Annotated in this window: 28 protein-coding genes; 16 read left to right on the forward strand and 12 right to left on the reverse strand. The window is 70.0% G+C overall.

What is annotated here, in order from left to right; translation table 11 throughout:
- The first annotated feature begins 30 nt into the window (after positions 1 to 30).
- Both dprA and RTK35_RS06885 read left to right on the forward strand, forming a co-directional pair.
- Positions 31 to 1,131, forward strand: coding sequence for a DNA-processing protein DprA (gene dprA / locus RTK35_RS06880; protein ID WP_316907670.1), 1,101 nt, complete (start codon positions 31 to 33; stop codon positions 1,129 to 1,131).
- A 40-nt stretch (positions 1,132 to 1,171) separates the two neighbouring features.
- Positions 1,172 to 1,729: an L-threonylcarbamoyladenylate synthase gene (locus tag RTK35_RS06885; RefSeq protein ID WP_044410112.1), complete on the forward strand. Its 558-nt coding sequence runs from the start codon at positions 1,172 to 1,174 to the stop codon at positions 1,727 to 1,729.
- 57 nt (positions 1,730 to 1,786) lie between these two features.
- On the opposite strand, the gene RTK35_RS06890 is transcribed toward RTK35_RS06885, so the two are convergent.
- Positions 1,787 to 2,764, reverse strand: a complete 978-nt coding sequence (locus RTK35_RS06890) for an NADPH:quinone reductase (protein WP_172432210.1) — start codon at positions 2,762 to 2,764, stop codon at positions 1,787 to 1,789.
- 157 nt (positions 2,765 to 2,921) lie between these two features.
- On the opposite strand from RTK35_RS06890, the gene hemF reads away from it, so the two are divergent.
- Both hemF and aroE read left to right on the forward strand, forming a co-directional pair.
- Positions 2,922 to 3,839 carry an oxygen-dependent coproporphyrinogen oxidase gene (gene hemF / locus RTK35_RS06895; RefSeq protein ID WP_044410116.1) on the forward strand — a complete coding sequence of 306 codons (918 nt, stop codon included), beginning with the start codon at positions 2,922 to 2,924 and terminating at the stop codon, positions 3,837 to 3,839.
- Positions 3,840 to 3,995: 156 nt separating this feature from the next.
- On the forward strand, positions 3,996 to 4,820 hold the full coding sequence (gene aroE, locus RTK35_RS06900; RefSeq protein WP_044410119.1) for a shikimate dehydrogenase: 825 nt from the start codon (positions 3,996 to 3,998) through the stop codon (positions 4,818 to 4,820).
- Positions 4,821 to 4,843: 23 nt separating this feature from the next.
- On the opposite strand, the gene RTK35_RS06905 is transcribed toward aroE, so the two are convergent.
- The 3 genes from RTK35_RS06905 to betC form a co-directional block, all read right to left on the reverse strand.
- On the reverse strand, positions 4,844 to 6,403 hold the full coding sequence (locus tag RTK35_RS06905; protein WP_316907671.1) for a SulP family inorganic anion transporter: 1,560 nt from the start codon (positions 6,401 to 6,403) through the stop codon (positions 4,844 to 4,846).
- A gap of 119 nt (positions 6,404 to 6,522) precedes the next feature.
- The gene (gene choX, locus RTK35_RS06910) at positions 6,523 to 7,449 is read right to left on the reverse strand and encodes a choline ABC transporter substrate-binding protein (RefSeq protein WP_316907672.1); all 927 of its coding nucleotides are present in this window, start codon (positions 7,447 to 7,449) and stop codon (positions 6,523 to 6,525) included.
- A gap of 10 nt (positions 7,450 to 7,459) precedes the next feature.
- Complete coding sequence (betC, locus tag RTK35_RS06915) at positions 7,460 to 8,968, reverse strand: choline-sulfatase (RefSeq protein ID WP_316907673.1); 1,509 nt, start codon at positions 8,966 to 8,968, stop codon at positions 7,460 to 7,462.
- A 112-nt stretch (positions 8,969 to 9,080) separates the two neighbouring features.
- Between betC and RTK35_RS06920 the strand changes: the two genes are divergently transcribed.
- The 5 genes from RTK35_RS06920 to RTK35_RS06940 all read left to right on the forward strand — a co-directional run bounded on the left by RTK35_RS06920 (position 9,081) and on the right by RTK35_RS06940 (position 13,434).
- Positions 9,081 to 10,031 carry a choline sulfate utilization transcriptional regulator gene (locus RTK35_RS06920; RefSeq protein ID WP_044410131.1) on the forward strand — a complete coding sequence of 317 codons (951 nt, stop codon included), beginning with the start codon at positions 9,081 to 9,083 and terminating at the stop codon, positions 10,029 to 10,031.
- Between the two features lie 145 nt (positions 10,032 to 10,176).
- Positions 10,177 to 11,163, forward strand: coding sequence for a phospholipase (locus tag RTK35_RS06925; RefSeq protein WP_074969870.1), 987 nt, complete (start codon positions 10,177 to 10,179; stop codon positions 11,161 to 11,163).
- Complete coding sequence (locus RTK35_RS06930; RefSeq protein ID WP_316907674.1) at positions 11,144 to 12,418, forward strand: peptidylprolyl isomerase; 1,275 nt, start codon at positions 11,144 to 11,146, stop codon at positions 12,416 to 12,418. The genes RTK35_RS06925 and RTK35_RS06930 overlap by 20 nt, the downstream gene beginning before the upstream one ends.
- Positions 12,415 to 13,011: a hypothetical protein gene (locus tag RTK35_RS06935; RefSeq protein ID WP_316907675.1), complete on the forward strand. Its 597-nt coding sequence runs from the start codon at positions 12,415 to 12,417 to the stop codon at positions 13,009 to 13,011. Before RTK35_RS06930 ends, RTK35_RS06935 begins: the two co-directional genes overlap by 4 nt.
- Positions 13,012 to 13,065: 54 nt before the next feature.
- Positions 13,066 to 13,434 carry a DOPA 4,5-dioxygenase family protein gene (locus tag RTK35_RS06940; protein WP_316907676.1) on the forward strand — a complete coding sequence of 123 codons (369 nt, stop codon included), beginning with the start codon at positions 13,066 to 13,068 and terminating at the stop codon, positions 13,432 to 13,434.
- On the opposite strand, the gene RTK35_RS06945 is transcribed toward RTK35_RS06940, so the two are convergent.
- A complete protein-coding gene (locus RTK35_RS06945; protein ID WP_316907677.1) occupies positions 13,431 to 14,867 on the reverse strand; it encodes a flavin monoamine oxidase family protein in 1,437 nt (478 codons plus the stop codon). The genes RTK35_RS06940 and RTK35_RS06945 overlap by 4 nt on opposite strands.
- 70 nt (positions 14,868 to 14,937) lie before the next feature.
- Positions 14,938 to 15,612 carry a FadR/GntR family transcriptional regulator gene (locus tag RTK35_RS06950; protein ID WP_052807632.1) on the reverse strand — a complete coding sequence of 225 codons (675 nt, stop codon included), beginning with the start codon at positions 15,610 to 15,612 and terminating at the stop codon, positions 14,938 to 14,940.
- 101 nt (positions 15,613 to 15,713) lie between these two features.
- On the opposite strand from RTK35_RS06950, the gene RTK35_RS06955 reads away from it, so the two are divergent.
- Positions 15,714 to 16,580, forward strand: a complete 867-nt coding sequence (locus RTK35_RS06955) for a carboxylate/amino acid/amine transporter (protein ID WP_316907678.1) — start codon at positions 15,714 to 15,716, stop codon at positions 16,578 to 16,580.
- Positions 16,581 to 16,631: 51 nt separating this feature from the next.
- On the opposite strand, the gene RTK35_RS06960 is transcribed toward RTK35_RS06955, so the two are convergent.
- The 3 genes from RTK35_RS06960 to trpB all read right to left on the reverse strand — a co-directional run bounded on the left by RTK35_RS06960 (position 16,632) and on the right by trpB (position 19,762).
- Positions 16,632 to 17,510 (reverse strand): M24 family metallopeptidase, encoded by an 879-nt coding sequence (locus RTK35_RS06960; protein ID WP_316907679.1) that lies wholly within the window; start codon positions 17,508 to 17,510, stop codon positions 16,632 to 16,634.
- Positions 17,511 to 17,729: 219 nt separating this feature from the next.
- Positions 17,730 to 18,539, reverse strand: coding sequence for a tryptophan synthase subunit alpha (trpA, locus tag RTK35_RS06965; protein WP_044410143.1), 810 nt, complete (start codon positions 18,537 to 18,539; stop codon positions 17,730 to 17,732).
- Entirely contained in the window at positions 18,539 to 19,762 is a 1,224-nt protein-coding gene (gene trpB, locus RTK35_RS06970) for a tryptophan synthase subunit beta (protein ID WP_044410145.1), read from the reverse strand. Before trpB ends, trpA begins: the two co-directional genes overlap by 1 nt.
- A 117-nt stretch (positions 19,763 to 19,879) precedes the next feature.
- On the opposite strand from trpB, the gene RTK35_RS06975 reads away from it, so the two are divergent.
- The 3 genes from RTK35_RS06975 to RTK35_RS06985 all read left to right on the forward strand — a co-directional run bounded on the left by RTK35_RS06975 (position 19,880) and on the right by RTK35_RS06985 (position 22,038).
- Positions 19,880 to 20,551, forward strand: a complete 672-nt coding sequence (locus RTK35_RS06975; RefSeq protein WP_316907680.1) for a DUF3592 domain-containing protein — start codon at positions 19,880 to 19,882, stop codon at positions 20,549 to 20,551.
- Between the two features lies 1 nt (position 20,552).
- Positions 20,553 to 21,440: a LysR family transcriptional regulator gene (locus tag RTK35_RS06980; protein WP_316907681.1), complete on the forward strand. Its 888-nt coding sequence runs from the start codon at positions 20,553 to 20,555 to the stop codon at positions 21,438 to 21,440.
- Positions 21,441 to 21,534: 94 nt separating this feature from the next.
- A complete protein-coding gene (locus RTK35_RS06985) occupies positions 21,535 to 22,038 on the forward strand; it encodes a DUF3060 domain-containing protein (RefSeq protein WP_236211196.1) in 504 nt (167 codons plus the stop codon).
- A 4-nt stretch (positions 22,039 to 22,042) separates the two neighbouring features.
- Here the strand turns inward: RTK35_RS06985 and RTK35_RS06990 are convergent, their stop codons facing one another.
- Positions 22,043 to 22,372 carry a hypothetical protein gene (locus RTK35_RS06990; RefSeq protein ID WP_282886566.1) on the reverse strand — a complete coding sequence of 110 codons (330 nt, stop codon included), beginning with the start codon at positions 22,370 to 22,372 and terminating at the stop codon, positions 22,043 to 22,045.
- 135 nt (positions 22,373 to 22,507) lie between these two features.
- On the opposite strand from RTK35_RS06990, the gene RTK35_RS06995 reads away from it, so the two are divergent.
- The 3 genes from RTK35_RS06995 to RTK35_RS07005 all read left to right on the forward strand — a co-directional run bounded on the left by RTK35_RS06995 (position 22,508) and on the right by RTK35_RS07005 (position 24,321).
- Positions 22,508 to 22,723, forward strand: a complete 216-nt coding sequence (locus RTK35_RS06995) for a dodecin (protein WP_044410160.1) — start codon at positions 22,508 to 22,510, stop codon at positions 22,721 to 22,723.
- A gap of 139 nt (positions 22,724 to 22,862) precedes the next feature.
- The gene (locus RTK35_RS07000) at positions 22,863 to 23,087 is read left to right on the forward strand and encodes a DUF1161 domain-containing protein (protein WP_044410163.1); all 225 of its coding nucleotides are present in this window, start codon (positions 22,863 to 22,865) and stop codon (positions 23,085 to 23,087) included.
- A 235-nt stretch (positions 23,088 to 23,322) separates the two neighbouring features.
- A complete protein-coding gene (locus tag RTK35_RS07005) occupies positions 23,323 to 24,321 on the forward strand; it encodes an LLM class flavin-dependent oxidoreductase (RefSeq protein ID WP_316907682.1) in 999 nt (332 codons plus the stop codon).
- Positions 24,322 to 24,324: 3 nt separating this feature from the next.
- Here RTK35_RS07005 and RTK35_RS07010 read toward each other — a convergent pair whose 3' ends face one another.
- Together RTK35_RS07010 and RTK35_RS07015 are read right to left on the reverse strand one after the other, a co-directional pair.
- A complete protein-coding gene (locus RTK35_RS07010) occupies positions 24,325 to 24,744 on the reverse strand; it encodes a hypothetical protein (RefSeq protein WP_044410169.1) in 420 nt (139 codons plus the stop codon).
- A gap of 62 nt (positions 24,745 to 24,806) precedes the next feature.
- Complete coding sequence (locus RTK35_RS07015) at positions 24,807 to 25,223, reverse strand: hypothetical protein (RefSeq protein ID WP_044410171.1); 417 nt, start codon at positions 25,221 to 25,223, stop codon at positions 24,807 to 24,809.
- Between the last annotated feature and the right edge of the window lie 34 nt (positions 25,224 to 25,257).

A 25,257-nucleotide genomic window follows, 5' to 3' on the forward strand; every position in this document is an offset into this window, starting at 1 on the left:
GCCATGCGGCACCGGTCAAGGACGAACCCCATGCCGCCCGCCCTCTCCCCCGCCGAGCTGGAAGCCCGGCTCCGCCTGCACAGCCTCCCCGAAGTCGGCCCTCGCCGTTTCCACATCCTGATCGAAGCCTTCGCCAGCGCCTCTGCCGCGCTCAGCGCCCCGGCTGCCGCCTGGCGCTCCCTCGGCCTGCCGGAAGCCTGTGCTGGCCCGCGCCGGGATGCCGCCATCCGCGAGCGAGCCGCCCATGCGCTGGTCTGGCTGGAAGGGCCGGACTGCCACCTGATCACCTGGGATGATCCGCGCTACCCCGCCCTGCTCGCCGAACTGCCGGACGCCCCGCCGCTGCTCTTCCTCCAGGGTGATCCCGGCCTGCTGGAGACCCCGCAACTGGCCATCGTCGGCAGCCGTCGCGCCTCCGCCGCCGGGCTAGACAACGCCCACGCCTTCGCCCGCGCCCTGGCTGGCGGAGGGTTCACCATCACCAGCGGGCTTGCCCTGGGCATCGACGGTGCCGCCCACCAGGGCGCGCTGGATGCCAGCGGCAGGACCATCGCCGTGCTCGGCACCGGCCTGCAGCGGCTCTACCCCCGGCGCCATGCCGGGCTGGCCCGGGACCTGCTGGCCAGGGGCGGCGCCCTGGTGTCCGAACTGCCCCTGGACTGCCCGCCCCAGGCCGCCAACTTCCCCCGTCGCAACCGCATCATCAGCGGGCTGTCCCTGGGCGTGCTGGTGGTGGAAGCCAGCCCCTCCAGCGGCTCGCTGATCACCGCCCGGTTGGCCGCCGAACAGGGCCGCGAGGTCTACGCCCTGCCCGGCTCCATCCACCACCCGGGCGCGCGGGGTTGCCACCAACTGATCCGCGAAGGCGCCGTGCTGGTGGAGACCACCGAGCACATCCTCGAAGCCCTGCGGGGCTGGCAGCAGGTGGCACCGCTCCCGGCTGCCAAGCCGATCGAAGCCCCCCGCCAGCACCCGCTGCTGGACCTGCTGCGGGCCGCCCCCTACAGCAGCGAGGCCCTGGCCCACGCCAGCGGCTGGGACCTGCCCCGCGTACTGGCCAGCCTCACCGAACTGGAGCTCGACGGCTGTGTCGCCTGCGAGGCGGGGCGCTGGGTTCATCGCCGCGGGTGAGCCCTGTACACTCGCGCCATCGTTTTTCCGGGAGCAGGCGATGGTCAACAAATGGCAGGTTCAACGCGTGGCGCGGATCGTTCGAGAAGGCGGCGTGATCGCCTACCCCACCGAAGCGGTGTGGGGCCTGGGCTGTGATCCGTGGAATGCGGACGCGGTCTACCGCTTGCTGGCGCTCAAGGACCGACCGGTGGAAAAGGGCCTGATCCTGGTGGCCGACGACATCCAGCAGTTCGACTTCCTCCTCGACGGCCTGCCCGACGCCTGGATCGACCAGCTCACCGCCAGCTGGCCGGGCCCCAACACCTGGCTGGTGCCCCACCAGGGCCTGCTGCCCGAATGGATCACCGGCCAGCACGACAGCGTCGCCCTGCGCGTCACCGACCACCCCCTGGTGCGCGCCCTGTGCGCTGAAGTCGGGCCGCTGGTCTCCACCTCTGCCAACCCCGGCGGGCGGCCCGCCGCCATGTCGCGCCTGCGGGTCCAGCAGTACTTCCCCGGCCAACTGGACGCCGTGCTCGGTGGCGCCCTGGGGGGGCGCCGCAAGCCCAGCACCATCCGTGACCTGGCCACCGGACGGGTGATCCGCCCCTCCTGAAGACCGCCTCCGGCCTCCAGGTCGGAACAGCCCCGGCATCGTCCGGGGCTGATGCGTTCAGGGCAGCAGCACACTGGAGCCCTGGGTGCGACGCCCCGCCAGGTCGGCGTGGGCCCGTGCCACCTCTGCCAGGGCGTAGCGCTGGCCGATCTCCACCCGGATCGCCCCGCTGGCGATCATCCCGAACAGCTCGTCCGCCATCGCCTGCAGGCGTGCCGGCGTGTCCGCGTAGCCGCCCAGGGTCGGACGGGTGACGAACAGCGAGCCCTTCTGGGCCAGCACCCCCAGGTTGACCCCGGTGACCGGCCCCGACGCATTGCCGAAGCTCACCAGCAGCCCGCGCGGCGCCACGCACTCCAGCGAGGTCGCCCAGGTGTCCTTGCCCACCGAGTCGTACACCACCCCGCACTTCTGCCCGTCGGTCAGCTCCAGCACCCGCTGCACCACGTCCTCGCGGCTACTGTCGATGCAGGCCCAGGCCCCCAGCGACCTCGCCCGTGCCGCCTTCTCCGCCGAACCGGCGACGCCGATCAGCCTCGCCCCCACGGCCTTCGCCCACTGGCAGGCGATGGAGCCGACCCCGCCGGCTGCCGCGTGGAACAGCACCGTCTCGCCGGCCTCCAGCGCATGGGTCTGGCGCAGCAGGTACTGCACCGTCAGACCCTTCAGCAGCACCGCCGCCGCCTGTTCGAAGCCGATGGCATCCGGCAGCGTCACCAGGTGCCCCTCGGGCAGCACGTGGAACTCCCCGTAGGCGCCCAGCGGGCCCGTGGCGTAGCCCACCCGGTCGCCCACCTTCACCCGTGCCACGCCCTCGCCCACCGCATCGACCACCCCCGCGCCCTCGCTGCCCAGCCCGGACGGAAAGCCCGGTGCCGGGTACAGGCCGCTGCGGTAGTAGGTCTCGATGAAGTTCAGGCCGATGGCATGGTTGCGTACCCGCACCTCGCCCGGCCCGGGCTGTGGCAGCGCCACCTCCGCCAGTTCCAGCACCTCGGGACCGCCGTATCGGGAAAACTGGATGCGTCTGGGCATGGTTCAGGCTCCTGCATGGGAAAGGCCCTCATCCAAGCCTTCCGCTTGATCGCCGTCAAGCCACCGCCAGCCCTCGGCGGTGGTATGCTTGCGCCCTCTTTTTTCCCCGCAAGCCCCGTCCGGCGGCGCTCGCAAGCCGACTCAAGGTGTATCCGACGTGAGTGAACACATTGCGGCCGTGAAGGCCTACCTGCTCGATCTGCAAGACCGCATCTGCACCGCCCTCGCCGCCGAGGATGGCCAGGCCAGCTTCTTCGAGGACGCCTGGGACCGCCCCGCCGGCGGCGGTGGTCGCACCCGCGTGATCGAGAACGGCGCGCTGATCGAAAAGGGCGGGGTCAACTTCTCCCACGTGTTCGGCACCAGCCTGCCGCCCTCGGCCAGCGCCCATCGCCCGGAGCTTGCCGGCCGGGGCTTCCAGGCCATGGGCGTGTCCCTGGTGATCCACCCGGAAAACCCCCACGTCCCCACCTCCCACGCCAACGTGCGCTTCTTCATCGCCGAGAAGGAAGGCGAGGCCCCGGTGTGGTGGTTCGGCGGCGGCTTCGACCTCACCCCCTACTACGGCCACGAGGAAGACTGCGTGCACTGGCACCAGGTGGCCCGCGACGCCTGCGCGCCCTTCGGCGAGGACGTCTACCCGCGCTACAAGGCCTGGTGCGACCGCTACTTCCACCTCAAGCACCGCAACGAGCCGCGCGGCATCGGCGGCCTGTTCTTCGACGACCTCAACGAGTGGGACTTCGACACCAGCTTCGCCTTCATGCGCGCCATCGGCGACGCCTACCTGGAGGCCTACCTGCCGATCATCCGCCGTCGCCGCCACACCCCCTTCACTGAACAGCAGCGCGAATTCCAGGCCTACCGCCGCGGTCGCTACGTCGAATTCAACCTGGTGTTCGACCGCGGCACCCTGTTCGGCCTGCAATCCGGCGGGCGTACCGAATCCATCCTCATGTCCCTGCCGCCCCACGTGCGCTGGGGCTACGACTGGAAGCCCGAGCCGGGCAGCGAAGAAGCACGCCTCACCGAGTACTTCCTCCAGGACCGCGACTGGCTGGCCACCCAGCCCTGACGCCCCGCGCCCGGCCAGGCGCGCTGGCCCGGACCCGGCAAGCGCATCCACCGATGTAGACTCCGCCGCTGATCCGGGCCCGCCCTGCCGGGCCTTCCAACGTGACGCGCCGAAGCGGACTTTCGAACCGCCCCGGCCCTGCCCCAAGGACTTCCCATGGACCGCTACTGCGTCTTCGGCAACCCCATCGGCCACAGCAAGTCGCCGCTCATCCACCGCCTCTACGCCGAGCAGACCGGCCAGGTGCTGAGCTACGAAGCGGTCCTCGCCCCGCTTGACGACTTCACCGGCTGCGCCCGCGCCTTCTTCGCCACCGGCCTGGGCGGCAACGTCACCGTGCCCTTCAAGGAGCAGGCCTTCGAACTGGCCGACCAGCTCAGCGCCCGCGCCCAGCGCGCCGGTGCGGTGAACACCCTGAAGAAGCTCGACGACGGCCGCCTGCTCGGGGACAACACCGACGGCGCCGGGCTGGTCCGCGACCTCACCCGCAACGCCGGGCTGTGCCTGGCCGGCAAGCGCATCCTCCTGCTGGGCGCCGGAGGGGCCGCGCGCGGGGTGATCGAACCGCTGCTGGCGGAAAAGCCGGCGTCCCTGGTGATCGCCAACCGCACCGTGGAAAAGGCCGAAGCCCTCGCCCGCCTGTTCGCCGACCTCGGCCCGGTGTCCGCCAGCGGCTTCGACTGGCTGGAAGAGCCGGTGGACCTGATCATCAACGGCACCTCCGCCAGCCTGGCCGGCGACCTCCCCCCCATCGCCCCCAGCCTCATCCAGCCGCGCCACACCGCCTGCTACGACATGATGTATGGCAAGGAACCGACCGCGTTCAACCGCTGGGCCGCCAGCCACGGTGCCGCGCGCACCCTCGACGGCCTCGGCATGCTGGTGGAGCAGGCCGCCGAAGCCTTCCTGCTGTGGCGTGGCGTGCTGCCCGACAGCGCCCCGGTGCTGGCCGAACTGCGTCGCCAGCTCGCCGAGGGCTGAGCGACCCCCGGCCTGACGCCGGGCTACGGCTCGATCAGCAGGCCGCTGCCCTCGCCCTCCAGCTTGCGCAGCTCCCGCTCCACCTGCGGGCGGGCCCGGCGCAGCACCAGGCAGCGGCCCTCCCTGCCCAGGCGACGGGCCTCGTCGTGGAGCAGGCTGACCCCGGCGTAGTCGATGAAATTGACGTGGTGGGCATCCAGCACCAGGCGCCCGGCCTGGCTCTTCTGGATCAGCCGCTGCAGGTACGGGCAGGCCCCGAAGAAGATCGACCCCTCGATGCGCAGCACCTCCTCATCACCCTGCCGGGACTGCAGCACCCGCGGCTGCGAGGTGCGCTTGAGGTAGAAGAACAGCGACGCCAGCACCCCGGCATAGATGGCCGTCTGCAACTCCAGCAGCAGGGTCGCCGCCAGGGTCAGCGCCATCACCGCGAACTCCGCCCGGCTCACCCGCCACAGCTGGCGTACCCCGCGCCCGTCCAGCAGGCCCCAGCAGATCATCAGGATGCCAGCGGCCATCGCCGGCAGCGGGATATGGCCGATCAGGTCCGCGCCGCCCCACGCGAACAGCGCCACCCACAGCGCTGAGAACACCCCCGCCAGGGGCGAGCCGGCGCCCGCCTGCAGGTTGAGCCCCGACCGGGTGAAGGAGCCCGCCGACAGGTAGCCGGAAAACCAGGCGCCGACCAGGTTGGACAGCCCCTGGCCACGGGTTTCCTGGTTCACGTCCAGCACCTGCCCCGAGCGGCTGGCCAGGGCACGGGCGATGGACAGGCTGGTGACCAGGCCCAGCAGCCCGCACGCCACCGCCGACGGCAGCAGGCGCAGCATGTCCTCGGCATCGAAGCGCAGCGTCGCCAGTGGCGGCAGGCTGCCCTGGAAGGCCGCCACCCGCGCCACCGCGCCGAACGGGCCGGGCAGCGCCATCACCAGCAGGCTGCCCGCGAGCAGGCCCAGCAGCAGGGCCGGCAGGCGCGGCGCCAGCATCCTCGCCAGAATCGACACGCCGAGGCTCACCCCCGCCACGGTGAGCGACGGCCCGTGTGCCTCGCCCAGGTGGCTGGCCAGCGCCAGCGCGCTCTGCCAGGCCGTGGCGCGGCCCTCCGGCGGCGCCAGGCCGAGCAGGTTGGGCACCTGCCCCAGGGCGATCACCAGCGCCGCACCCAGGGTGAAACCGAGCACCACCGACTGCGAGACGAAGTTCGCCAGGGCGCCGAAGCGCAACAGCCCCATGAGGAACTGGAAGGCCCCCGCGAGAAAGGTCAGCAGCAGCACCAGGCCGGTGTAGTCCTGGCTGCCCGGCAAGGCCAGGGGGCTGACGCTGGCCATCAACACCACCGAGATGGCTGCCGTGGGCCCACCGATCAGGTGCCGCGACGAGCCCCACAGGCAGGCGACGATCACCGGCACCACGGCGGCATACAGCCCATAGGCCGCCGGCAGCCCGGCGATCAGCGCATAGGCGATGGACTGGGGCAGCGCCAGCACCGCCCCGGTCAGCCCCACCAGGGCATCACGGCCGACGGCCCGGGGGCGCAGGCCGGGTAGCCAGTTGAGGAAGGGGAAGAGGCGGTATGGGCGCATGGCGGCGTCGCTGTGGCTCGGTTGCGGGAGCGCGGTCATTCGGGAAGGGCAACGCTGCCCGCCCGGTGGGCGCGGTTTCAACCGTGAGAGCGCCCCCGGGTGTGTGCGAGTGGTCGGGCTCAGAGCTTCGCCTTCACCGCCGCCAGCCCATCGCCGCCCTCGCGTGTGGTCACGCCGTTCAACCAGGCCTCCAGGGCTGCCGGGTTGGCCTTGATCCAGGCCTTCACCGCCGCCTCGTTGCTGGCCTTGCCGCTCAACACCTGGTCCATCACGCTGTTTTCCATCACCTGGGTGAACTGCAGGTTGGCCAGCAGCCGGCCCACGTTCGGGCACTGCTGGGCGTAGCCCTTGCGGGCCAGGGTGTTCACGCTGCCGCTCTCGCCGAAGTAGCGCTCGCCACCCTTCAGGTAGACCAGGTCGTACTGCACGTTCATCGGGTGCGGCGTCCAGCCGAGGAACACCACGAACTCGTTGCGCTTCACCGCCCGGCCCACCTGCACCAGCATGGCCTGCTCGCTGGACTCCACCAGCTTCCAGTCGCCCAGGCCGAACTCGTTCGACCGGATGATCTCCTGGATGGAAACGTTGGCCGGCGAGCCGGCGGCGATGCCGTACAGGGTGTGCTTGAACCGCTCGGCATGGCTGTCCAGGTCGGCGAAGGTCTTCACCCCGGCCTCGTAGGCGTAGCGCGGCACTGCCAGGGTGTACTCGGTACCCGTGAGGTTCTCGGCCAGCTTGTCCACCTCGCCGCTGGCGACGAACCGGTCGTAGTTGCTCTGCTGGGCCGGCATCCAGTTGCCGAGGAAGGCATCCACCTGGCCCTTCTGCAACCCGGCGAAGATGATCGGCACCGCCAGGGTCTGGGTCTCGATGCGGTAGCCCAGCCCGTCCAGCAGCAGGCGTGCCACGCCGTTGGTCACGGCAATGTCGCTCCAGCCCGGGTCGCCCAGTTTCACCGTGGCGCAGCGGGCGTCCTCGGCCTGCGCCGCCAGGGCCAGGGTGGTGCTCAGCAGGCCGGCGGCCACGGCAGGGATCAGCGTCTTCATGGGGCGGTCCTCAGGGTTGGGGGAAGCGCGCGCGGCGTTCCAGGTCGTCCAGGTCGATGTGGTTGCGCATGTACTGCTGGCTGGCGTCGACGAAGGGCTGGTGGTCCCAGCTGGTCAGCGTGCCCTGGGCCAGGGCCTCGGCGACGAAGCGGCGGCGGCGCTGGCTGGCGAGGGTCGCCTCGGCGATGGCCGCGACGTTCCAGCGCGCCCGCGCCTCGTCGAGAAAGGTCGCCAGCAGCGCCTGGTGTTCGGCGGAGCCGGCCAGGTTCTCCAGCTCCAGCGGGTCGTTGGCCAGGTCGAACAGCAGGCACGGGTCCTGCTCCGAGTAGATGAACTTCCACTGCCGGCGACGGATCATCATCAGCGGGCTGGTGGTGCCTTCGGCCATGTATTCGCCCAGCACCTCGTCGTGGCCTTCGCGGCCTTCCAGGTGCGGCAGCAGCGAGCGGCCGTCCAGCGGCAGGTTCGCCTCCAGGCGGCCGCCGGCCAGTTCCACCAGGGTCGGCAGCAGGTCCACGGTGGACACCGAGGCCGTCACCCGGCGGGCCGCGAAGCGCGCCGGGGCGTGCACCAGCAGCGGCACCCGGGCGGCCATCTCGAACCAGTGCATCTTGTACCAGAGGCCCCGCTCCCCAAGCATGTCGCCGTGGTCGCCGGAGAACACCACGAGGGTGTCCTCGGCCAGGCCGCACTCGGCCAGGGTCTTCAGCAGCGCGCCGACCTGGTCGTCGACGTAGCTGCAGGCGCCGAAGTAGGCCCGGCGGGCATCGCGGATCTTCGCCTCCGGCAGCGGCTTGCCCCACAGGTCGATGACCTTCAGCAGGCGCTGGCTGTGGGGGTCCTGCTCGTGGTCGGCGAAGCGCACCCGGGGCATGGGGATCGCCGCCTCGTCGTGGCGGGCCCAGTAGTCGGCCGGGATGGTGTAGGGGTCGTGGGGGTGGGTCATCGACACCGTCAGGCAGAAGGGCTGGTCCGCCCGCTGGCGCACGTGGTCGTAGAGGTACTGGCGGGCCTTGAACACCACCTCCTCGTCGAAATCCAGCTGGTTGGTGCGCACGCTCGGCCCGGCCTGCAGCACCGAGGACATGTTGTGGTACCAGCTCGGGCGCACGTCCGGCGCGTCCCAGTTCACCGCCCAGCCGTAGTCGGCGGGGTAGATGTCGCTGGTCAGGCGCTCCTCGTAGCCGTGCAACTGGTCCGGGCCGCAGAAGTGCATCTTGCCCGACAGCGCCGTGCGGTAGCCGAGGCGGCGCAGGTAGTGGGCGTAGGTGGGGATGTCGGCGGGGAACTCGGCGGCGTTGTCATAGGCGCCGATCTTCGACGGCAGCTGCCCGCTCACCAGGGTGAAGCGCGAGGGGGCGCACAGCGGGCTGTTGCAGTAGGCCGAGTCGAACACCACGCCCTCGGCGGCCAGGCGTGCCAGGTGCGGCACCTTCAGCGGGGAGGAGGGGGTGTAGAAGGGCAGCAGCGGCGCGGCCATCTGGTCGGCCATGATGAAGAGGATGTTGGGGCGTTTCATCGTGCGCTTATCCATACCGATGAATTATGCGAGAGTGCTGGCGCTGATGATTGCGTCAGCCCCTAGCCCCGGTAAACCGCACGGGGAGACATGACTCGGATAAGCAAGGCTTATGGCAGATTTCCCTGACATCGCCCTCGACCTGCTGCGTGTGTTCGAGGCCGCCGCCCGCCACCTCAGCTTCACCGCCGCTGCCGTGGAGCTGGGCACCACCCAGCCGGCGGTGAGTCAGCAGATCCAGCGGCTGGAGAAGCAACTGGCGACCCGGCTGTTCGACCGCGTCTACCGGGGCATCGAGCTCACCGATGCCGGGCGCGTGCTGTTCCTCCACGTGCAGGAAGGCCTGCAGGCGATCCAGGCCGGCCTGGAGGCCGTGGGCGCCCGCAGCCAGCACGAGGTGCTGCAGGTGGCCACGGATTTCGCCTTCGCCGCCTACTGGCTGATGCCGCGCCTGCACCGCTTCCATGAAGCCAACCCGGACATCGACGTCAGCCTCGTCACCAGCGACCGCACCATGAACATGCTGCGCTCGGAGGTGGACATCGCCATCGCCTTCGGCGACGGCCGCTTCAAGCACGGCGATGCCCTGCTGCTGTTCCGCGAGGAGGTCTTCCCCATCGCCAGCCCGCGCCTGCTGGCCGGGCGCGCCACGCCGCTGCCGGCCGCCGCGCTGGCCGAGCTGCCGCTGCTGCACCTGAAGCCGGAGGTGCGCACCCGCTGGTTCGACTGGAGCAGCCTGTTCCGCGAGCTGGGCATCAGCCAGAGCCCGCCCTCCGGCGCACTGCGCTTCGACAACTACACCCTGCTGATCCAGGCCGCCATCGCCGGCCAGGGCGTCGCCATCGGCTGGCGCTACCTGGTGGACGACCTGCTGGAGCAGGGCCTGCTCGCCCCGCTGCTGGAAGGCCGGGTGTGCTCGGACCTCGGCTACTACCTGGTCCAGCCCGAGCGCAAACGCCGCGCCCGGCTGATGAAATGCTTCGTCGACTGGCTGCAGCAGGAGCTGGGCGATGCTGCTCGACAGGCACATCTGATCCGCAATCGCGAGGGCATCGCGATCTGAGCGCGAAACGTCTGCAGACCCGAACCATCGTTTGGGCGCCGCTATTATGTGATGCCCGTCACGGGGCGCCGGCCTGAGCGTCATGCAAAGGCCACAACCTTCGCCCATTACTGACACACCACCACTCCAAAGAGCGCTGCCCCCAATGAGACCGACCTCCCGCCTGGTCGCCAGCCTTGTGCTGTGCGCCCTCGCCGGCCAGGCCCACGCCTGGTCGCAGCCCACCCACAAGAACATCGTCAAGGATGCCCTGGCGTACATGAACTCCGCCTACGCCACCGAGGAGATGCGCCAGGCCTATGCCTTCTACGTCGGCGCTGCCGGCAGCGAGGCCAAGGCCGGCGAGATCCTCGGCCAGGCCGCCTATGACGTGGACGACTTCCGCGACACGCGCCTGGGTGGCTGGTGGGTTGGCTACGAATACGCCCCGGTGTGGAATGCCGCCGCCAAGCTGGTGAACTACACCTCCTACTGGCACTTCCTCAACATGGGCCGCCAGGGCGATGCCCACGGCAACCCTCACGGCGGCTACGACTACCGCTACCACAAGGTGGACGGCACCATCGCCGACGTGGACTGGTACGCCAAGGTCTACCTGTACAACCGCGAGCTGAAACGCGAGGACTTCGACACCACCGAGGCCCACTACCGGCGCGGCAGCCGGTCCAACTGGCAGGAGCACTACGGCGACTTCCAGACCGCCGCCTTCCAGCCCATCGATAACCTCGCCGGCTACTGGTTCGACCAGTTCCGCGCCGCCCCCTCGCTGCAGACCATCGGCTATGCCCTGCACGCCACCGGCGACGTGGCCCAGCCCCACCATGTGTGGATCACCTCGGCCAACGGCCACGTCAGCTGGGAAGGCTGGGTCGACGACCACTACGCCAGCGAGAAACTCAACGACCCCACCGCCGTGGCCAACCTCATCAGCCGCTACGACCCGGCCCGCAGCATCCGCGAGCTGCTGACCCAGACCGGCCAGGTCGCCTACGCCCACCCCGAGCCGCTCTACGACACCAGCTACGCCACCCGGCTGCGGGTCGCCCGCGAGCTGATCCCCGAGTCCATCGCCCTGACCGTCACCGTGCTGACCAAGGGCGCACGCAGCTTCAATGCCCGTGAAAGCCTCTGATCGCCCCTGGCGCCGGCGGGGCCTGGCGCTGCTGCTCGGCGCCTGGCTCGGCGGCGCGCAGGCCATGCCCAGCGCCCCGGACCTGCGCATCGACGGCCAGCGCCTGCCCGGACGCAGCATCGCCCTGCTGGAACAGGTGCTCACCCGGGTCAAGTTCAACACCGACCCGCGCCAGCTGCGTCGCGGCCTGGTGGAGAACCACCTGCTGGCGCGGGAACTGGAGCCGCAGCTGAACGAGCAGAACCGCCGCGACCTCGACGCCAGTGTCGAGATCGAGGCCGGCAACCTGCTGGAGCAGTACTTCGGCCGCCGCGCCGAGGAAGACCTCAGCCCCTACCTGCGCCAGCCCCGGCCGCTCAGCGCGGAGCGCCTGCGCCAGGTGCTGGCCCCCGCCTCCCGGGTGCTGGTGGTGGACAGCCTGCAGCTGGACCCGACCCAGACCCGCGAAGCGGCAGCCACCGAGCTGATCCGCTGGCAGTTCCCCGGTGAAACCGAGCAGCGCCTCGACCTGCTCGACCTCTACCAGGGCGACAACGTCCAGGGCCGCGTGGAGCTGCAGCAGGGCAACCTCGGCTACCTGGCGCGCCAGGTCCAGACCCGGATTCAGCGGGACCGCCTCTGGTACCGCCTCGGCCAGGAAGGCTTCAGCGCCGAAGAGCGCCAGGGCCTGCGCACCCTGGTGCGGGATCGCCTGGTGCGCCAGCGCTACCTGCACCAGGTCGGCCTCTACAGCGACTTCCACCATGAATCCGACAACCTGCGGGCACGGGCCGCCCGGGTCAGCGACGCCGACGCCGAGGCCTACTACCAGCGCAACCTGGCGAACTACCGCAACGTCGCCCAGGTCCAGGCCGCGCACCTGCGCGTGGGGGACCAGGCCAGCGCCGACCGCCTCTACGCCGAACTGCAGCAGGGCCTGGATTTCGACGAGGCCGTGCGCCGCCATTCCCTGGCGGACGACAAGGCCCGCACCCCGCCGGGGGACCTCGGGCTGATCCGCGCCGACGACCCGAAGCTGGACCTGCTGCACAAGACCGCGCTGATCCAGAAGGCCAACACCCTGTCGCAGCCGATGCTGATCGACGGTGCCTTCGAGATCCTCCGCGTGCGCAGCCGCGAGGACCGCCAACTGCCCCTGGCGGACCCGAGCGTGCGCTACGAGGTGAACCAGGCCGTGGCCCGTGAGCAACTGGCCGCCGAGTTCGAGGCGCGCATCCGCCAGTTGCTGGCCGATGCCCGCGTGGAGGGCTTGTGAAGGGCTGGCTGGGGCTGGCTCTGGCCAGCGTGCTGGTCAGCGCTGGCGTGGGTGCGGCCTGGAGCTGGCGCGAAGCCCCGGTGGCCGTGGCGTCGCCTGCCCGGGCGCCGTCCGCGCCGGCCAGCCTTCCGCCTGTGCCCGTTCCGACGGCCTCGCAGCCGCCGGCCTCCCCCGCACCGGTGGCCCCCGTGGCCGCCAAGGCCGTGGACGAGGCCCCGCCCGCCCCGGCGCCCCTGGATCTCCAGCAGGCCCAGCAGCTCATGCAGTGGACGGCGGAACACGGCGACCCGCGCAGCCCGGCCCTGGGCGGGCTCAAGCCACGCCAGGCCGCCAGCGAGGCCGAACGGGCCGATCCACAGGCCTACGCCGCCCTGGAGGAGCGCCAGACCCGCGAGCTGGTGCAGGCCTATGCCGCTGGCGTGCAGCAGATCCCCGAGATCCGCGCGCGCATCGAGGCCGCCGCCCAGAGCGGCGAACGCAGCCCCGCCGAGCTGGACGAGGCCCACGCCGCGCTGGAACAACTGGAGGCCATGCAGGCGCACCTGGAGCGTGAAGCGCCGGAGCTGCTGCCCGGCAGCACCCGCGCCGACTGAGCAGCCCCGGGCGCAAGCGGCTACCATGGCAGCCTCCGTTTTTGGGAGACCGCCATGTCGGCCTTTGCCACCCCCCGCATCAAGGGCTTCCACGCCCACGTCTACTTCGACGCCGAGACCCTGCCCCAGGCCCGTGCGCTGTGCGCGGAGGCGGCCCGCCGCTTCCCGCTGAAGATGGGCCGCGTCCACGAGAAGCGGGTCGGCCCGCACCCGGACTGGAGCTGCCAGCTGGCCTTCAAGCCCGAACTGTTCGGCGACGTGGTGCCCTGGCTGGCGCTCAACCGCGGTGGCCTCAACGTACTGGTGCACCCCATCACCGGCAGCGACCTGAAGGACCACCGCGACTTTCCGCTGTGGATGGGCGAGGTCCGTCCGCTGGATCTGGCTGATCTGCAGGATGGGGCCATCGAGTACGACCTTTAGGCCCGCCCCAGCGCCACCAGCACCTCCTGCGCGACCCGTTCGCCGGCGCGCACCGCCCCTTCCAGGTAACCGCACCAGATCGGCGAGGCTTCGCTCCCGGCCCAGTGCAGCCGGCCCAGGGGCGCCCGCAGCCAGTGGCCGTTGCGCGCCAGCACACCGGGCGGCAGGGGCGACACGCAGCCGGCGCTCCAGCGCTCCTGGGACCAGTCCTGCTCCACATAGGCCAGCGGCCGCGCGGCTTCATCACCCAGCAGGCGGCTCAGCTCGCGCAGCACCCGCTTGCGCCGCCGGGCCGGGTCACCCCCCGCGCGGGCCGGATCGAGGAAGGCCAGCAGCACGCCGTCCCCCTGGCCCTCCGGGGTGCTGTCGACCGTCATCTGCACCAGCCCGTCGGTGACCAGGCCGGCACCCGAGAGACCGGCCGCGCGCCAGAACGGTGCCGGGTAGCGCAGGTGCACCTTGATCCCGCCGCTGGTGGCCCAGTTGCGCTGCAAAGCCTCGCGCCCCGGCGGCAGGGCAGGGCTGAAGCCGATGCGGCTGACATCGGCCGGCATCATCGCCACCACCACCTGTTCGGCGCTGATCACCGCCCGTTCGCTGTGGACCCGCAGCGGGCCCTCCAGCCAGCCGTCGATCCGGCTCACCGGGCTGCCGGTGAGCAGGCTGTCGCCCAGCGGCTCGGCCAGCAGCAGGGACAGGCGCTGCGCCCCGCCCCGCAAACGGTATTGCTGGGCCTGGTCGTCCAGTGCGGTGAAGCCGCCCGCCGAACGCAGGTAGAACAGGAACCACAGCAGCGAGACCCGGCCCGGCTCGCTGGCCAGGGTGGTGGAAAGGGTGGTCGCCACCGCTTCGACGGCTTCCTCGTCCGCGCGCTGGGCCTTCAGCCAGGCCGCCACGCTCATGGCGTCCCAGGCCTCGGCGCGGGGTGCCTTCCAGGGCGCCTCCGGCGGCACCCGCGCCGCCATGGCTTCGAGCCGGTCCATCAACGTCCGCGCCTTGGGGCCGGGGCCTTCGGGCGGGAAGGTGTAGCGCTGGCCCTGGATCAGGGCCGCCATCTCGCCCTGGGTGTACTGCGGCACCAGCGGCACGCCCAGTTCACCGGCCAGGCGCATCACCGCCTGCTGGCTGCCGCCGACCCACTGGCCACCACCGTCCACCTCGATGCCCTCGCCCAGGGGCTGGTTGAGGGTGCGCCCGCCGACTCGCTCGCGGGCCTCCAGCACCTGCACGCGGCACCCTGCGGCCACCAGGCGTCTAGCTGCCACCAGGCCGGAGAGGCCCGCACCCACCACCACCACGTCCACCTGCCGGTCCGGCGGCCCGCCGGGCGAGGCCTGTCCACCCCGGGCCAGCCCGGTCAGCAGCGCCGCGCCGCCCAGGCGCAGCAGGGAGCGGCGGGAAACACCCAGGGCATCGAGCAATCGCGTGTACATCCTGTACCTCCACTTGGTTACCAAGTTGATCGGGTCGAAAAAAACCACCCAATCCGGGGTGGCGACGGGTTCAGGCGGCCGGTGTACGCACCGAGGCCAGGTAGAACGGGATCGGGTCCTGCCGGGCGTGCAGCTGGCGCACCAGGGTCAGGTAGAACCAGCGCAGCTCCGCCGGGTCGCCCGCCGAAGGCGGCTCCTCGCCCAGCCAGCGCTGCCACAGGGCCATTTCCATCTGCAGCACACGGTTGCGGCCGAAGGCGGTGAGCCGCTGCCACACCCGTCGCTCCAGGGCCTGCAACTGCTCCGGGGTCGGTGTGGCCGGACAGCCTTCCACCTCCGCCAGCAGCTCGGCCCGCTCGTCGTCCGTGGCGTGGCGCGCCGCCGCTTCCAGCAGGCCGATGGCATAGAGCTGCTGGTACTCGTCCAGGTCGCGCAGCAGGCGTCGGGCGGCGTCCGAGCGCAGGCGGGCGCCGTAGCGCAGCAGCAGCTCGAACACCCGGGCATCGGCGCGGGCCGGGTCCAGCACCCGGCTGGCGCCGCCCTGGCGCACCTCCACCAGGCCGGCGTCCTTCAGCTTGTGCACCGCCTGGCGCACGGTGATACGCGAGACGCCATAGCGTTCGGCCAGCAGCCGTTCCGCAGGCAATGCCTCACCGGGGGCCAGGTGGCCGTCGAAGATTTCGACGAACAGCCCTTCCAGGGCGTCGTCAGCGGCATGCCGCGTGGGGGGATTCGCTGTGCTCATGGGGCGCCACTGTACTTGGTTACCAAGTACAGTCAAGCACCCGCGATGACGAACGACGAGGCAGCGCCTATCATCGCGGCCCGCGTTTACGGAGGCCATCCATGCCCTTCCTGCTCATCGTCACCCTGCTCTGGGCCTTCTCCTTCAGCCTGATCGGCGAGTACCTGGCCGGTCGGGTGGACAGTGACTTCGCGGTGCTGGCGCGGGTGCTGATCGCGGCGCTGGTGTTCCTGCCCTTCACCCGCTGGCGCGGCCTGCCGACCCGCCTGCTGGCCGGCTTCTGGCTGGCCGGTGCGCTGCAGTTCGGCATCACCTACCTGTGCCTGTACCGCAGCTTCGCGGTGCTCACGGTGCCGGAGGTGCTGCTGTTCACCGTGCTCACACCGATCTACGTGACCCTGCTGGACGATGCGCTGGCGCGGCGCTTCAGCCCCTGGGCGCTGATGGCCGCACTGGTGGCGGTGGGTGGCGGGGTGATCATCCGTTTCGACCGGCTGGAGGGGGAGTACCTGCTGGGCTTCATCCTCTTGCAGGTGGCCAACGCCACCTTCGCCGCCGGCCAGGTGCTGTGCCGCCGGCTGCTGGTGCGCTACCCGGTGGAGCAGCCGCTGCACCGCTTCTTCGGCCACTTCTTCCTCGGCGCGCTGGTGCTGGCGTTGCCTTCCTTCCTGCTCTTCGGCAACCCCGAGCGCCTGCCGCAGACCGCTGTGCAGTGGGGCGTGCTGCTGTGGATGGGGCTGTTCGCCACGGCACTGGGTATGTTCTGGTGGGTCAAGGGCAGCACCCGCGTCAGCGCCGGCACCCTGGCGGTGATGAACGAACTCCACGTACCTGCCGGGCTGCTGGTCAACCTGCTGATCTGGAACCGCGACGCCGACCTCCCCCGCCTCGCCCTGGGCGGCGCGGTGATCCTCGCGTCCCTGTGGATAAGTCGTTTGGGCCGGAAGCCGGCCATGCAGCAGCCCTAGGACTGGGCGCTGCCCTCACCTATCGCGCTCGGCCTATCGGGAGGCGCTGGGTCAATCGACGAACTCGGTCAACAATCTGTGCCCGGTTTCAGTGACCTCAACCATGACGGACAACACAACAGCATCCCCTCTGTCTCCGGTGTAGTACTGGAAACCCTCCTCTCCCCTGACGCGTGTACGAACTTGCGCTCTTTGAGCCAGCACCTGAATGTTCAATACCTGGCCAGCCTCCATACAGGTCCCACGGGAAGGTATACCGCGGAGGCCATAGCCCAGGATCTGCGGCGCTTCGACACGCTGCGCACCCATCGTGTACCCGCATAGCTCGCGGATCGGGAAAAGGTCGTTTTCATCGAGCACCTTGGAGATTGCATCGCCGATGGTGTCGATCCTGGCCCCATGGCGTACCGGCTCGATGCCCTTGCGCAGTGCCAGCCGCGCTTTGTCGAGCATGAACAGTTGCAGCGGTGTGGCGTTCCGGCCAGCAAAGGTCCAGGTCTGCGCCAAGTGCGAAACGGGAGTGCCTGCGATCAGCTCGACCTTGACCAGTGCCGACTCCGGGATCGGCTTGTCGGTCGGGATAACACCTCCGACGCCATAGTTGACCGAGACGGGGACCGCCGCCGGATAGCCGTGGTAACCCACCAGCATCGGGCGCCAACCCCGTTCCAGATAAGCGTTCAGCAGGTGCTCCTGGATCTCTAGTCCATTGGCCCCTTGGATGATCAAGGGCGCCAGCGAACGCAACAGGCGGCTCGCCTCGGGGGCTTGTTCCCGCTGGTCCTTGAGGCGCTCGGCAGCTGATCGTCGGGCGATGCTTTTCGCCAATCGCTGATTACCGGCGGCGTATCGATCCCATAGCGGACGGACTCGGGGGCGTCCTGTCAGGGCGTGAAGTGAGTTGAACAGGCGCTTCATGGTGGGGAGCATGAATTACATCCGTGGGACTGGAGCGGAGAACGGAGATTATCGGAGAGTACGCCGCCTGAGACGGGATCTTGATCGCAGGGCTACGTCATTCGATGGCGGAATGATCGGGGGCGGTGATGCTGGCTGCTCTCGATGTGGGGCCTCGCTCGCACGTGCTTCAGCGTGAAAAGCCGCTGCTCCCAACTGGGGGCGGCGGCTTCTATTGCGGCTGTATCGTGATCAGGCGCGGGCGCTGCGCACGCCGTCGGCCAGGGTCTTGCAGAGGGTGAGGACGCCGTCGACGGCCTGTTCGGCGGTTTCGGCCTTGGCGATCTGGTCCACCAGGGCGGAGCCCACCACCACGCCGTCGGCGAGGCGGGCGATGCTGGCGGCGTGTTCGGCGGTGCGGATGCCGAAGCCGATGGCCACCGGCAGGTCGGTGTGGCGGCGCAGGCGGGTCACGGCGGCCTGCACGTGCTCCAGGGTGGCGGAGCCGGCGCCGGTGACGCCGGCCACCGAGACGTAGTAGACGAAGCCGGAGCTGCCGGCGAGCACCGTCGGCAGGCGGGCGTCGTCGGTGGTCGGGGTGGTCAGGCGGACGAAGTCGATGCCGGCGTTCTGGGCCGGCAGGCACAGGTCGTCGTTATGTTCGGCCGGCAGGTCGACGACGATCAGGCCGTCCACGCCCGCAGCCTTGGCGTCGCTGACGAAGCGCTCGACGCCGTAGTGGTGGATGGGGTTGAAGTAGCCCATCAGCACCAGCGGGGTGCTCTGGTTGCCCTCGCGGAATTCCCGGACCATTTGCAGGGTCTTGGCCAGGTTCTGCTTGCCGGCCAGGGCGCGGATGTTGGCCAGCTGGATCGAGGGACCGTCGGCCATCGGGTCGGTGAAGGGCATGCCCAGTTCGATCACGTCGGCACCGGCCTCCGGCAGGCCCTTGAGGATCGCCAGGGAGGCGTCGTAGTTCGGGTCGCCGGCGGTGACGAAGGTCACCAGGGCTGCGCGGTTCTGCTGCTTCAGCTCGGCGAAGCGGGTCTGCAGGCGGCTCATCAGTGCTTCTCCTGGTTCTGTTGCATGTGGTGCATCACGGTCTGCATGTCCTTGTCGCCGCGGCCGGAGAGGTTGACCACCATGATGTGATCCTTGGGCAGCGTGGGCGCGCGCTTGAACACCTCGGCCAGGGCGTGTGAGCTCTCCAGGGCCGGGATGATGCCCTCGAGGCGGCAGCACTGGTGGAAGGCTTCCAGGGCTTCGTGGTCGGTGATCGAGGTGTACTCGACGCGGCCGATGTCGTGCAGCCAGGCGTGTTCCGGGCCGATGCCGGGGTAGTCCAGGCCGGCGGAGATGGAGTGGGCGTCGATGATCTGGCCGTCGTCGTCCTGCAGCAGGAAAGTGCGGTTGCCGTGCAGCACGCCCGGTACGCCGCCGTTGAGGCTGGCGGCATGCTTGCCGGTCTCGATGCCGTGGCCGGCGGCTTCCACGCCGACGATCTGCACCGAGGCGTCGTCGAGGAAGGGGTGGAACAGGCCCATGGCGTTGGAGCCGCCGCCGATGCAGGCGACCAGGGAGTCGGGCAGGCGCCCTTCCTTCTCGGCCAGCTGCTCGCGGGTTTCCTTGCCGATCACGGCCTGGAAGTCACGGACCATGGCCGGGTACGGGTGCGGGCCGGCGACGGTGCCGATCAGGTAGAAGGTGGTGTCGACGTTGGTCACCCAGTCGCGCAGGGCCTCGTTCATGGCGTCCTTGAGGGTGCCGGTGCCGGCGGTGACCGGGATCACGGTGGCGCCCAGGAGCTTCATGCGGAACACGTTGGCCTGCTGGCGGTCGATGTCGGTGGTGCCCATGTACACCACGCATTCCATGCCGAAGCGGGCGGCCACGGTGGCAGTGGCCACGCCGTGCATGCCGGCGCCGGTCTCGGCGATGATGCGTTTCTTGCCCATGCGGCGGGCCAGGAGGATCTGGCCGATGCAGTTGTTGATCTTGTGCGCGCCAGTGTGGTTCAGCTCTTCGCGCTTGAGGTAGATCTTCGCGCCGCCGCAGTGCTCGGTCAGGCGCTCGGCGAAGTACAGCGGGCTCGGGCGGCCGACGTAGTCACGCTGGAAGTAGGCCAGCTCTTCGATGAAGGCCGGGTCTTCCTTGGCCTTCTCGTATTCGCGGGCCAGGTCGTGGATCAGCGGCATCAGGGTCTCGGCGACGTACTGGCCGCCGAAGGCGCCGAACAGGCCCTTGGCGTCCGGGCCGTTGCGATAGGAATTCTGTGAACCAGGCATGGCGGTCATCCGTTGGGTGGCTGGGACAATGGTGGCCAGTCTACGACTGGACGGGGCGGTAGAAAAACCGATAATTCCGCCTCAACGTGTGATTTTTACTCACAGGAAGATCGACGCATGAAACTGGGATGGTTGTGGGTGTTTCCCGCCCTGGGCGGTCTGATGATCGCGGGTGCGGTGGCGGTGCAGGTGGCGCGGCTGAGCGACCAGGCACGCATGACACTGGCCTCGGCGGAGGTGATCGATATCAGCGGCGGCTGCCCGACGGTGGCCTTCCGCACGGCGGCGGGTGAGGCGGTGGAGTACACCAGCAGCGGCTGCAGCAGCCCGCCGGCCTTCGAGCTGGGCGAGTCGGCGAGGGTCTACTACGACCCGGCGGACCCCCGCGATGCACACCTGGACAGCTTCGTCGACAACTGGGTCGGCTCCCTGGTGCTCGGCGGCATCGGTGCGGTGTTCGCCCTGATCGGCTCGTGCTTCGTGGTGCCGCCGCTGCTGGCCCGGCGCCGCGCCGCGCAACTGGCGGTGAGCGGCCAGGCGGTGATGGCCGAGGTGGTCGACGTACGGCTCAACGGCTCGCTGAGCGTCAACGGCCAGCACCCCTGGCGCATCGTGGCCCAGTGGAAGAACCCGGCCACCGGCAAGCTTCATGTGTTCAACAGCGAGAACCTCTGGTTCGACCCGTCCCGCTTCCTGCCCGACGATGGCTGGGTGCGGGTGCTGATCGACCCGGCCAACCCGCGCCGCTATGCCATGGACACGGCCTTCCTGCCGGAACTGGCGGACTGAGATGAGCCAGGACCTGCCCTCCCTCAACGCCCTGCGCGCCTTCGAGGCCGCGGCGCGGCTGCAGAGCATGAGCCGGGCCGCCGATGAACTGCACGTCACCCACGGGGCGGTGAGCCGCCAGGTGCGGCAGCTGGAGGAGACCCTCGGCGTGGCGCTGTTCAGCAAGGACGGGCGCGGCGTAAAACTCACGGATGCCGGCCAGCGCCTGCGGGACGCCACGGCGGAGGCCTTCGAGCGCTTGCGCGGGGTCTGTGCGGACCTCGCACGGCGCAGCGACGAGGCGCCTTTCGTCCTCGCCTGCCCCGGCAGCCTGCTGGCGCGCTGGTTCATTCCGCGCCTGGACCGCCTCAATCGCGAGCTGCCGGACCTGCGCCTGCAGCTGTCCGCCAGCGAGGGCGAGCTGGACCCACGGCGACCGGGGGTGGACGCCACCCTGTGCTTCGCCGCACCGCCCTGGCCGGCGGACCTGCGGGTGGTGGAACTGGCGGCGGAATCCATCGGCCCGGTGCTGAGCCCCCGCTACGCGCGGCATGACCGGCTGGCCGGTGCGCCACCCGTGGCCCTGCTGGACGAGGCGCTGCTGCACACCACTTCGCGGCCCCAGGCCTGGCCGCAATGGGCAGCAGCCCAGGGGCTGGCGGTGGATCGGCTGCGCCTCGGCCAGGGCTTCGAGCACCTCTACTACCTGCTGGAGGCGGCGGTGGCCGGTCTGGGCGTGGCCATCGCCCCGCAGCAGCTGGTGGCGGACGAACTGGCCTCGGGCCGCCTGGTGGCGCCCTGGGGCTTCGTCGAGACGCCCGCGCGCCTGGCGCTGTGGATCAACGGCCGGCAGGCCGACCGCCGCGCCGATGCCCTGGCGGGCTGGTTGCGCCAGGAGCTGGGGCGCTGACGTCTACGGCGTCACGCTTCTGCCCAGGGCGTGCAACTTTCCCGGGCCACGGCCGGTCACAGCGGGGCATGCCCAATGGAAGAAGGACGCGTCCATGCCCAAGTTTCCCCTCGCCGGCGCCCTGCTGGCCCTGACCCTCGCCCCCCTCGCCCAGGCCGAACCCGTGAGCATCGACGGCGTCGGCCTGACCCGTGACGTGCCCTGCCAGGGGCAGGACGTGGAGATCACCGGCTCCGCCAATCACATCCGCCTCACCGGCACCTGCGGTGCTGTCACCGTGTACGGCTCGGACCACCAGGTGAGCCTGGAACAGGGTGGGGCGCTGAGCGTTTCGGGTATTCAGAACCAGGTCACCGCCGGGCGCGTCGAGCGCCTGGAGGTGGACACGGCGAAGAACCGCGTCCAGGCGGCCCTTGAAGGCCGCGCCCCGAATCACGCGCAGCTGGAGGTCAGCGGCGCCGACCACAACCTGGAGCTGGTCTTCAAGGGACCGGCCGTGGTGAACCTGTCGGGGGCCGACAACCAGCTGCGCTGGAGCGGTTCGGAGCCGCTGATGACGGTGCAGGGCGTGGACAACCGCATCGAGCGCCAGCCCTGATCGCTCAGCGCCGCTGGGCGCGCGCCTGCAGCAGGCAGGCCAGGGCCACGGCGCCCGCCGCGCCCACGGCCAGGCCCGTCGCGGCCAGCGGGTGCCGACGACCATAGACGAGCGCGCCGCGCCCGGCCGTCCAGGCGCTGCGGGTCACCCATTCGCGCCCGTGGTCCAGGGCGCGGGCCATCTGTCCCGTTTCCGCCTTCAGCGTGGCCACTGCCTGCCCGGTGGCGGCCTCGGTGCGCCCGCGGATGTGGTCGATGCGGCCGCGCAGGTGGTCGATCTCCCGCTGGATGTCGTCGAGGGCGCGCTGCTTGCGCCGGTTCATGAAGAACGCCATGGGGTATCTCCTCTGTCGTGGGGTGTACGTTTTGCGACCACGGCAGCGCGAGGGAGTGCAGCTAATCTGAACTTATCGCCCGAGGCACGTGCCAGAACTGGCAGGCGAATCATCGTTAAGGCAAGGAGAACGGCTATGTCGGATCACCACACCTACAAGAAGATCGAGATCGTGGGCTCGTCCCGCACCAGCATCGAGGACGCCATCGGCAACGCGCTGGAGCAGGCGGCCAAGACCATCAAGCTGCTGGAGTGGTTCGAGGTGGTGGAAACCCGCGGCCACATCGAGAACGGCAAGGTGGGCCATTACCAGGTGACGCTGAAAGTAGGCTTCCGACTCAGCGATAGCTAACTGTCTGACAGAAATCCCCGGCACCTTGAGCTAGGCTGTTCGCGTTCGGCCGGGCCTGGGTGCCCGGCCAACCCCGGAGACGGGTCGTCTCCATGGCTCGCACGAGCCGTTTCTTTTCTGCAACGAGGGAGCGTTACCGATGAAAAAACTGCTGTTGGCTGCTGGTTTGTTCGCGCTCGCCGGTTCGGCCATGGCCGCTGGCAAGCCCTGTGAAGAGCTGAAGTCCGAGATCGACGCGAAGATCAAGGCTAAGGGTGCGACGTCCTACACTCTGGAGATCGTCGACAAGGGCAGCGTCACCGACAAGAAGGTGGTGGGCAGCTGCGAGGCGGGCACCAAGGAAATCGTCTACCAGCGCAAGTGATTCACCGTATCTGGGAAGAAGCCGGCTCGATGCCGGCTTTTTTCTGCGCGTTACCTTCAACTTGCAGGCATTCCTTCTTTGCCGGAACGACCCGTCCGCAGCGGTGAGGGGCTTACCAGAAGGTGCCTGAGGCACGGAAAAGTGCCTTCTGGTCCGATCGAAAGGGGCAACTTAGAGTAGGTGCATCCTGTCCTACGGAAGGTCTTCCGCCTTCCCCTCGCAAGGCCCGATCACCATGACTGCGCTTTCCTCGCTTCCCCTTTCCGCCCTCGACCTGGCGCCGATCCGCGACCACGGCGGCCCCGCCCAGGCCCTGCACAACGCCCAGGCCCTGGCGCAGCACGTCGAGCGGCTGGGCTTCTCGCGCTTCTGGGTGGCCGAGCACCACAACATGGATGGCATCGCCAGCTCGGCGACCGCCGTGCTGCTGGGCTACCTCGCCGCCAACACCTCGACCCTGCGCCTTGGTTCCGGCGGGGTGATGCTGCCCAACCACGCGCCGCTGGTGGTGGCCGAGCAGTTCGGCACCCTGGCCACCCTCTACCCGGGCCGCATCGAGCTGGGCCTGGGGCGCGCGCCAGGGGCGGACCACTTCACCGCCCAGGCGCTGCGGCGCGACCGCCTGGGCAGCGCCGACGACTTCCCCCGTGACGTCGAGGAGCTGGAACAGCTGCTGGGCCCGCGCCAGGAGGGTCAGAAGGTGATCGCCATGCCCGGCATGGACACCCGCGTGCCGATCTGGCTGCTCGGCTCCAGCCTGTTCAGCGCCCAGCTGGCGGGCATGAAGGGCCTGCCCTACGCCTTCGCCTCGCACTTCGCCCCGCGCTACCTGCACGAGGCGATCCGCGTGTACCGCAACCATTTCCGCCCGTCCGAGGTGCTCGATGCACCCTACGTGATGCTCGGCGTGCCGCTGGTGGCGGCGCCCACCGACGAGGAGGCGGAGTTCCTCGCCACCACCGTCTACCAGCGGGTGCTGGCGCTGATGCGCGGCGAGAGCCTGGTGCTGCGCCCGCCGGTGGAAAGCATGGCCGGGCGCTGGCTGCCTCACGAGAAGGAGGCGGTGGGCAGCTTCCTGGGCCTGGCGATGGTCGGCGGGCCGGAGAAGATCCGCAGCAAGCTGGAGGTGCTGCTGGAGCAGACCGGGGCGGACGAGCTGATCTTCACCTGCGACGTCTACCAGCACGAGCACCGCCTGCGGGCCTTCGACATCCTCGCCGGGTTGCGCGGCTGAGCCTCAGAGCGGGCCGCAGCCGAGCACGTCGCCCCGCGCCACCACCTGGCCTTGGGCGTCGCGCAGCAGCGCCTGGGCGCTCATCACCACCGGTCGGGCTTCCAGTCGATAGCGCTGGCCGGCGGCAAAGCCGTCGTATCGGAAGCGGATGTGGCAGGTGAGCTGGGTCGGGCCGCTGCTGGTGTTGAAGCCGCCCCCGCCGGGGATGTCGAACTGGAAGCGGGTTTCCAGTTCATGGGCGCCGGGGCTGAGCTGGTAGAAGCGCCCGTCCCGGGTGCGCTCGCCATCCTGCCGGTTGGCCATCAGCGTGGTGCCCGGATCACTGCGCAGCTCCACCCAGGCCTGGTTCGGGTCGGGCGTCGGCAACGGGCTGGCGCAGGCGCCGAGGCTGGCGAGCAGGAGCAGCAGGGCAGGCTTGTGCATGGCGATCACCTCGTGGGGCGGGCTCTCAGAATAAACCCGCCGGGGCGCGACGGCAGCCCCGTTCAGACATCACCGCAGCGGCCTTCACGGGCGCGGGCCACTTCCCGCTGGCGCTCGTCGTAGAGCCGCACCCAGGGGCGGAAACCGATCTCCCCCGCGCGCATTTCATAGCGCTGGCCGGCGGCGAAGTCGGCGTAGTCCAGGGTCAGCAGGCAGGTGCGGGCAAGGCTCGGCTGGGCGGTGCCGATGGCGCTGCCGTCCACGTCGAAGCGGTAGCGCACCTCCAGGGCGTGGCGCCCGGGCTGGACCTGGAAGTAGCGGTCGTCTTCCAGCGGGCGTTCGTCCACCCGTGCGGCCTCCAGTGCGCCCCGCTGCTGCGGGGCGAAGGCGATCCAGGCCTGGTCCGGGTCGGGGCTGGGCATGATCAGGCCGCAGCCGGCCAGGTTCAGGGGCAGGGCAAGGACGAGCAGGCGACGCATGGGCAACTCCTTCTGGCGTGGTCGGGGGCGTTGC

This window comes from Pseudomonas sp. zfem003 (genome assembly GCF_032621675.1).
Taxonomy (GTDB): Bacteria; Pseudomonadota; Gammaproteobacteria; order Pseudomonadales; family Pseudomonadaceae; genus Metapseudomonas; species Metapseudomonas otitidis.

Bases quoted from the DNA above. Each gene is read 5' to 3' on its own strand.
- RTK35_RS06890 (WP_172432210.1), bottom strand. From the start codon at position 2,764: ATGCCCAGACGCATCCAGTTTTCCCGATACGGCGGTCCCGAGGTGCTG.
- RTK35_RS07000 (WP_044410163.1), top strand. From the start codon at position 22,863: ATGAAAAAACTGCTGTTGGCTGCTGGTTTGTTCGCGCTCGCCGGTTCG.
- aroE (WP_044410119.1), top strand. From the start codon at position 3,996: ATGGACCGCTACTGCGTCTTCGGCAACCCCATCGGCCACAGCAAGTCG.
- trpB (WP_044410145.1), bottom strand. From the start codon at position 19,762: ATGCCTGGTTCACAGAATTCCTATCGCAACGGCCCGGACGCCAAGGGC.
- trpA (WP_044410143.1), bottom strand. From the start codon at position 18,539: ATGAGCCGCCTGCAGACCCGCTTCGCCGAGCTGAAGCAGCAGAACCGC.
- RTK35_RS06920 (WP_044410131.1), top strand. From the start codon at position 9,081: ATGGCAGATTTCCCTGACATCGCCCTCGACCTGCTGCGTGTGTTCGAG.
- dprA (WP_316907670.1), top strand. From the start codon at position 31: ATGCCGCCCGCCCTCTCCCCCGCCGAGCTGGAAGCCCGGCTCCGCCTG.
- RTK35_RS06885 (WP_044410112.1), top strand. From the start codon at position 1,172: ATGGTCAACAAATGGCAGGTTCAACGCGTGGCGCGGATCGTTCGAGAA.
- RTK35_RS07010 (WP_044410169.1), bottom strand. From the start codon at position 24,744: ATGCACAAGCCTGCCCTGCTGCTCCTGCTCGCCAGCCTCGGCGCCTGC.
- betC (WP_316907673.1), bottom strand. From the start codon at position 8,968: ATGAAACGCCCCAACATCCTCTTCATCATGGCCGACCAGATGGCCGCG.
- RTK35_RS06960 (WP_316907679.1), bottom strand. From the start codon at position 17,510: ATGCTCCCCACCATGAAGCGCCTGTTCAACTCACTTCACGCCCTGACA.
- RTK35_RS06905 (WP_316907671.1), bottom strand. From the start codon at position 6,403: ATGCGCCCATACCGCCTCTTCCCCTTCCTCAACTGGCTACCCGGCCTG.
- RTK35_RS07005 (WP_316907682.1), top strand. From the start codon at position 23,323: ATGACTGCGCTTTCCTCGCTTCCCCTTTCCGCCCTCGACCTGGCGCCG.
- RTK35_RS06990 (WP_282886566.1), bottom strand. From the start codon at position 22,372: ATGGCGTTCTTCATGAACCGGCGCAAGCAGCGCGCCCTCGACGACATC.
- RTK35_RS06985 (WP_236211196.1), top strand. From the start codon at position 21,535: ATGCCCAAGTTTCCCCTCGCCGGCGCCCTGCTGGCCCTGACCCTCGCC.
- RTK35_RS07015 (WP_044410171.1), bottom strand. From the start codon at position 25,223: ATGCGTCGCCTGCTCGTCCTTGCCCTGCCCCTGAACCTGGCCGGCTGC.
- RTK35_RS06995 (WP_044410160.1), top strand. From the start codon at position 22,508: ATGTCGGATCACCACACCTACAAGAAGATCGAGATCGTGGGCTCGTCC.
- RTK35_RS06925 (WP_074969870.1), top strand. From the start codon at position 10,177: ATGAGACCGACCTCCCGCCTGGTCGCCAGCCTTGTGCTGTGCGCCCTC.
- RTK35_RS06950 (WP_052807632.1), bottom strand. From the start codon at position 15,612: ATGAGCACAGCGAATCCCCCCACGCGGCATGCCGCTGACGACGCCCTG.
- RTK35_RS06955 (WP_316907678.1), top strand. From the start codon at position 15,714: ATGCCCTTCCTGCTCATCGTCACCCTGCTCTGGGCCTTCTCCTTCAGC.
- choX (WP_316907672.1), bottom strand. From the start codon at position 7,449: ATGAAGACGCTGATCCCTGCCGTGGCCGCCGGCCTGCTGAGCACCACC.
- RTK35_RS06930 (WP_316907674.1), top strand. From the start codon at position 11,144: ATGCCCGTGAAAGCCTCTGATCGCCCCTGGCGCCGGCGGGGCCTGGCG.
- RTK35_RS06940 (WP_316907676.1), top strand. From the start codon at position 13,066: ATGTCGGCCTTTGCCACCCCCCGCATCAAGGGCTTCCACGCCCACGTC.
- RTK35_RS06975 (WP_316907680.1), top strand. From the start codon at position 19,880: ATGAAACTGGGATGGTTGTGGGTGTTTCCCGCCCTGGGCGGTCTGATG.
- RTK35_RS06945 (WP_316907677.1), bottom strand. From the start codon at position 14,867: ATGTACACGCGATTGCTCGATGCCCTGGGTGTTTCCCGCCGCTCCCTG.
- RTK35_RS06980 (WP_316907681.1), top strand. From the start codon at position 20,553: ATGAGCCAGGACCTGCCCTCCCTCAACGCCCTGCGCGCCTTCGAGGCC.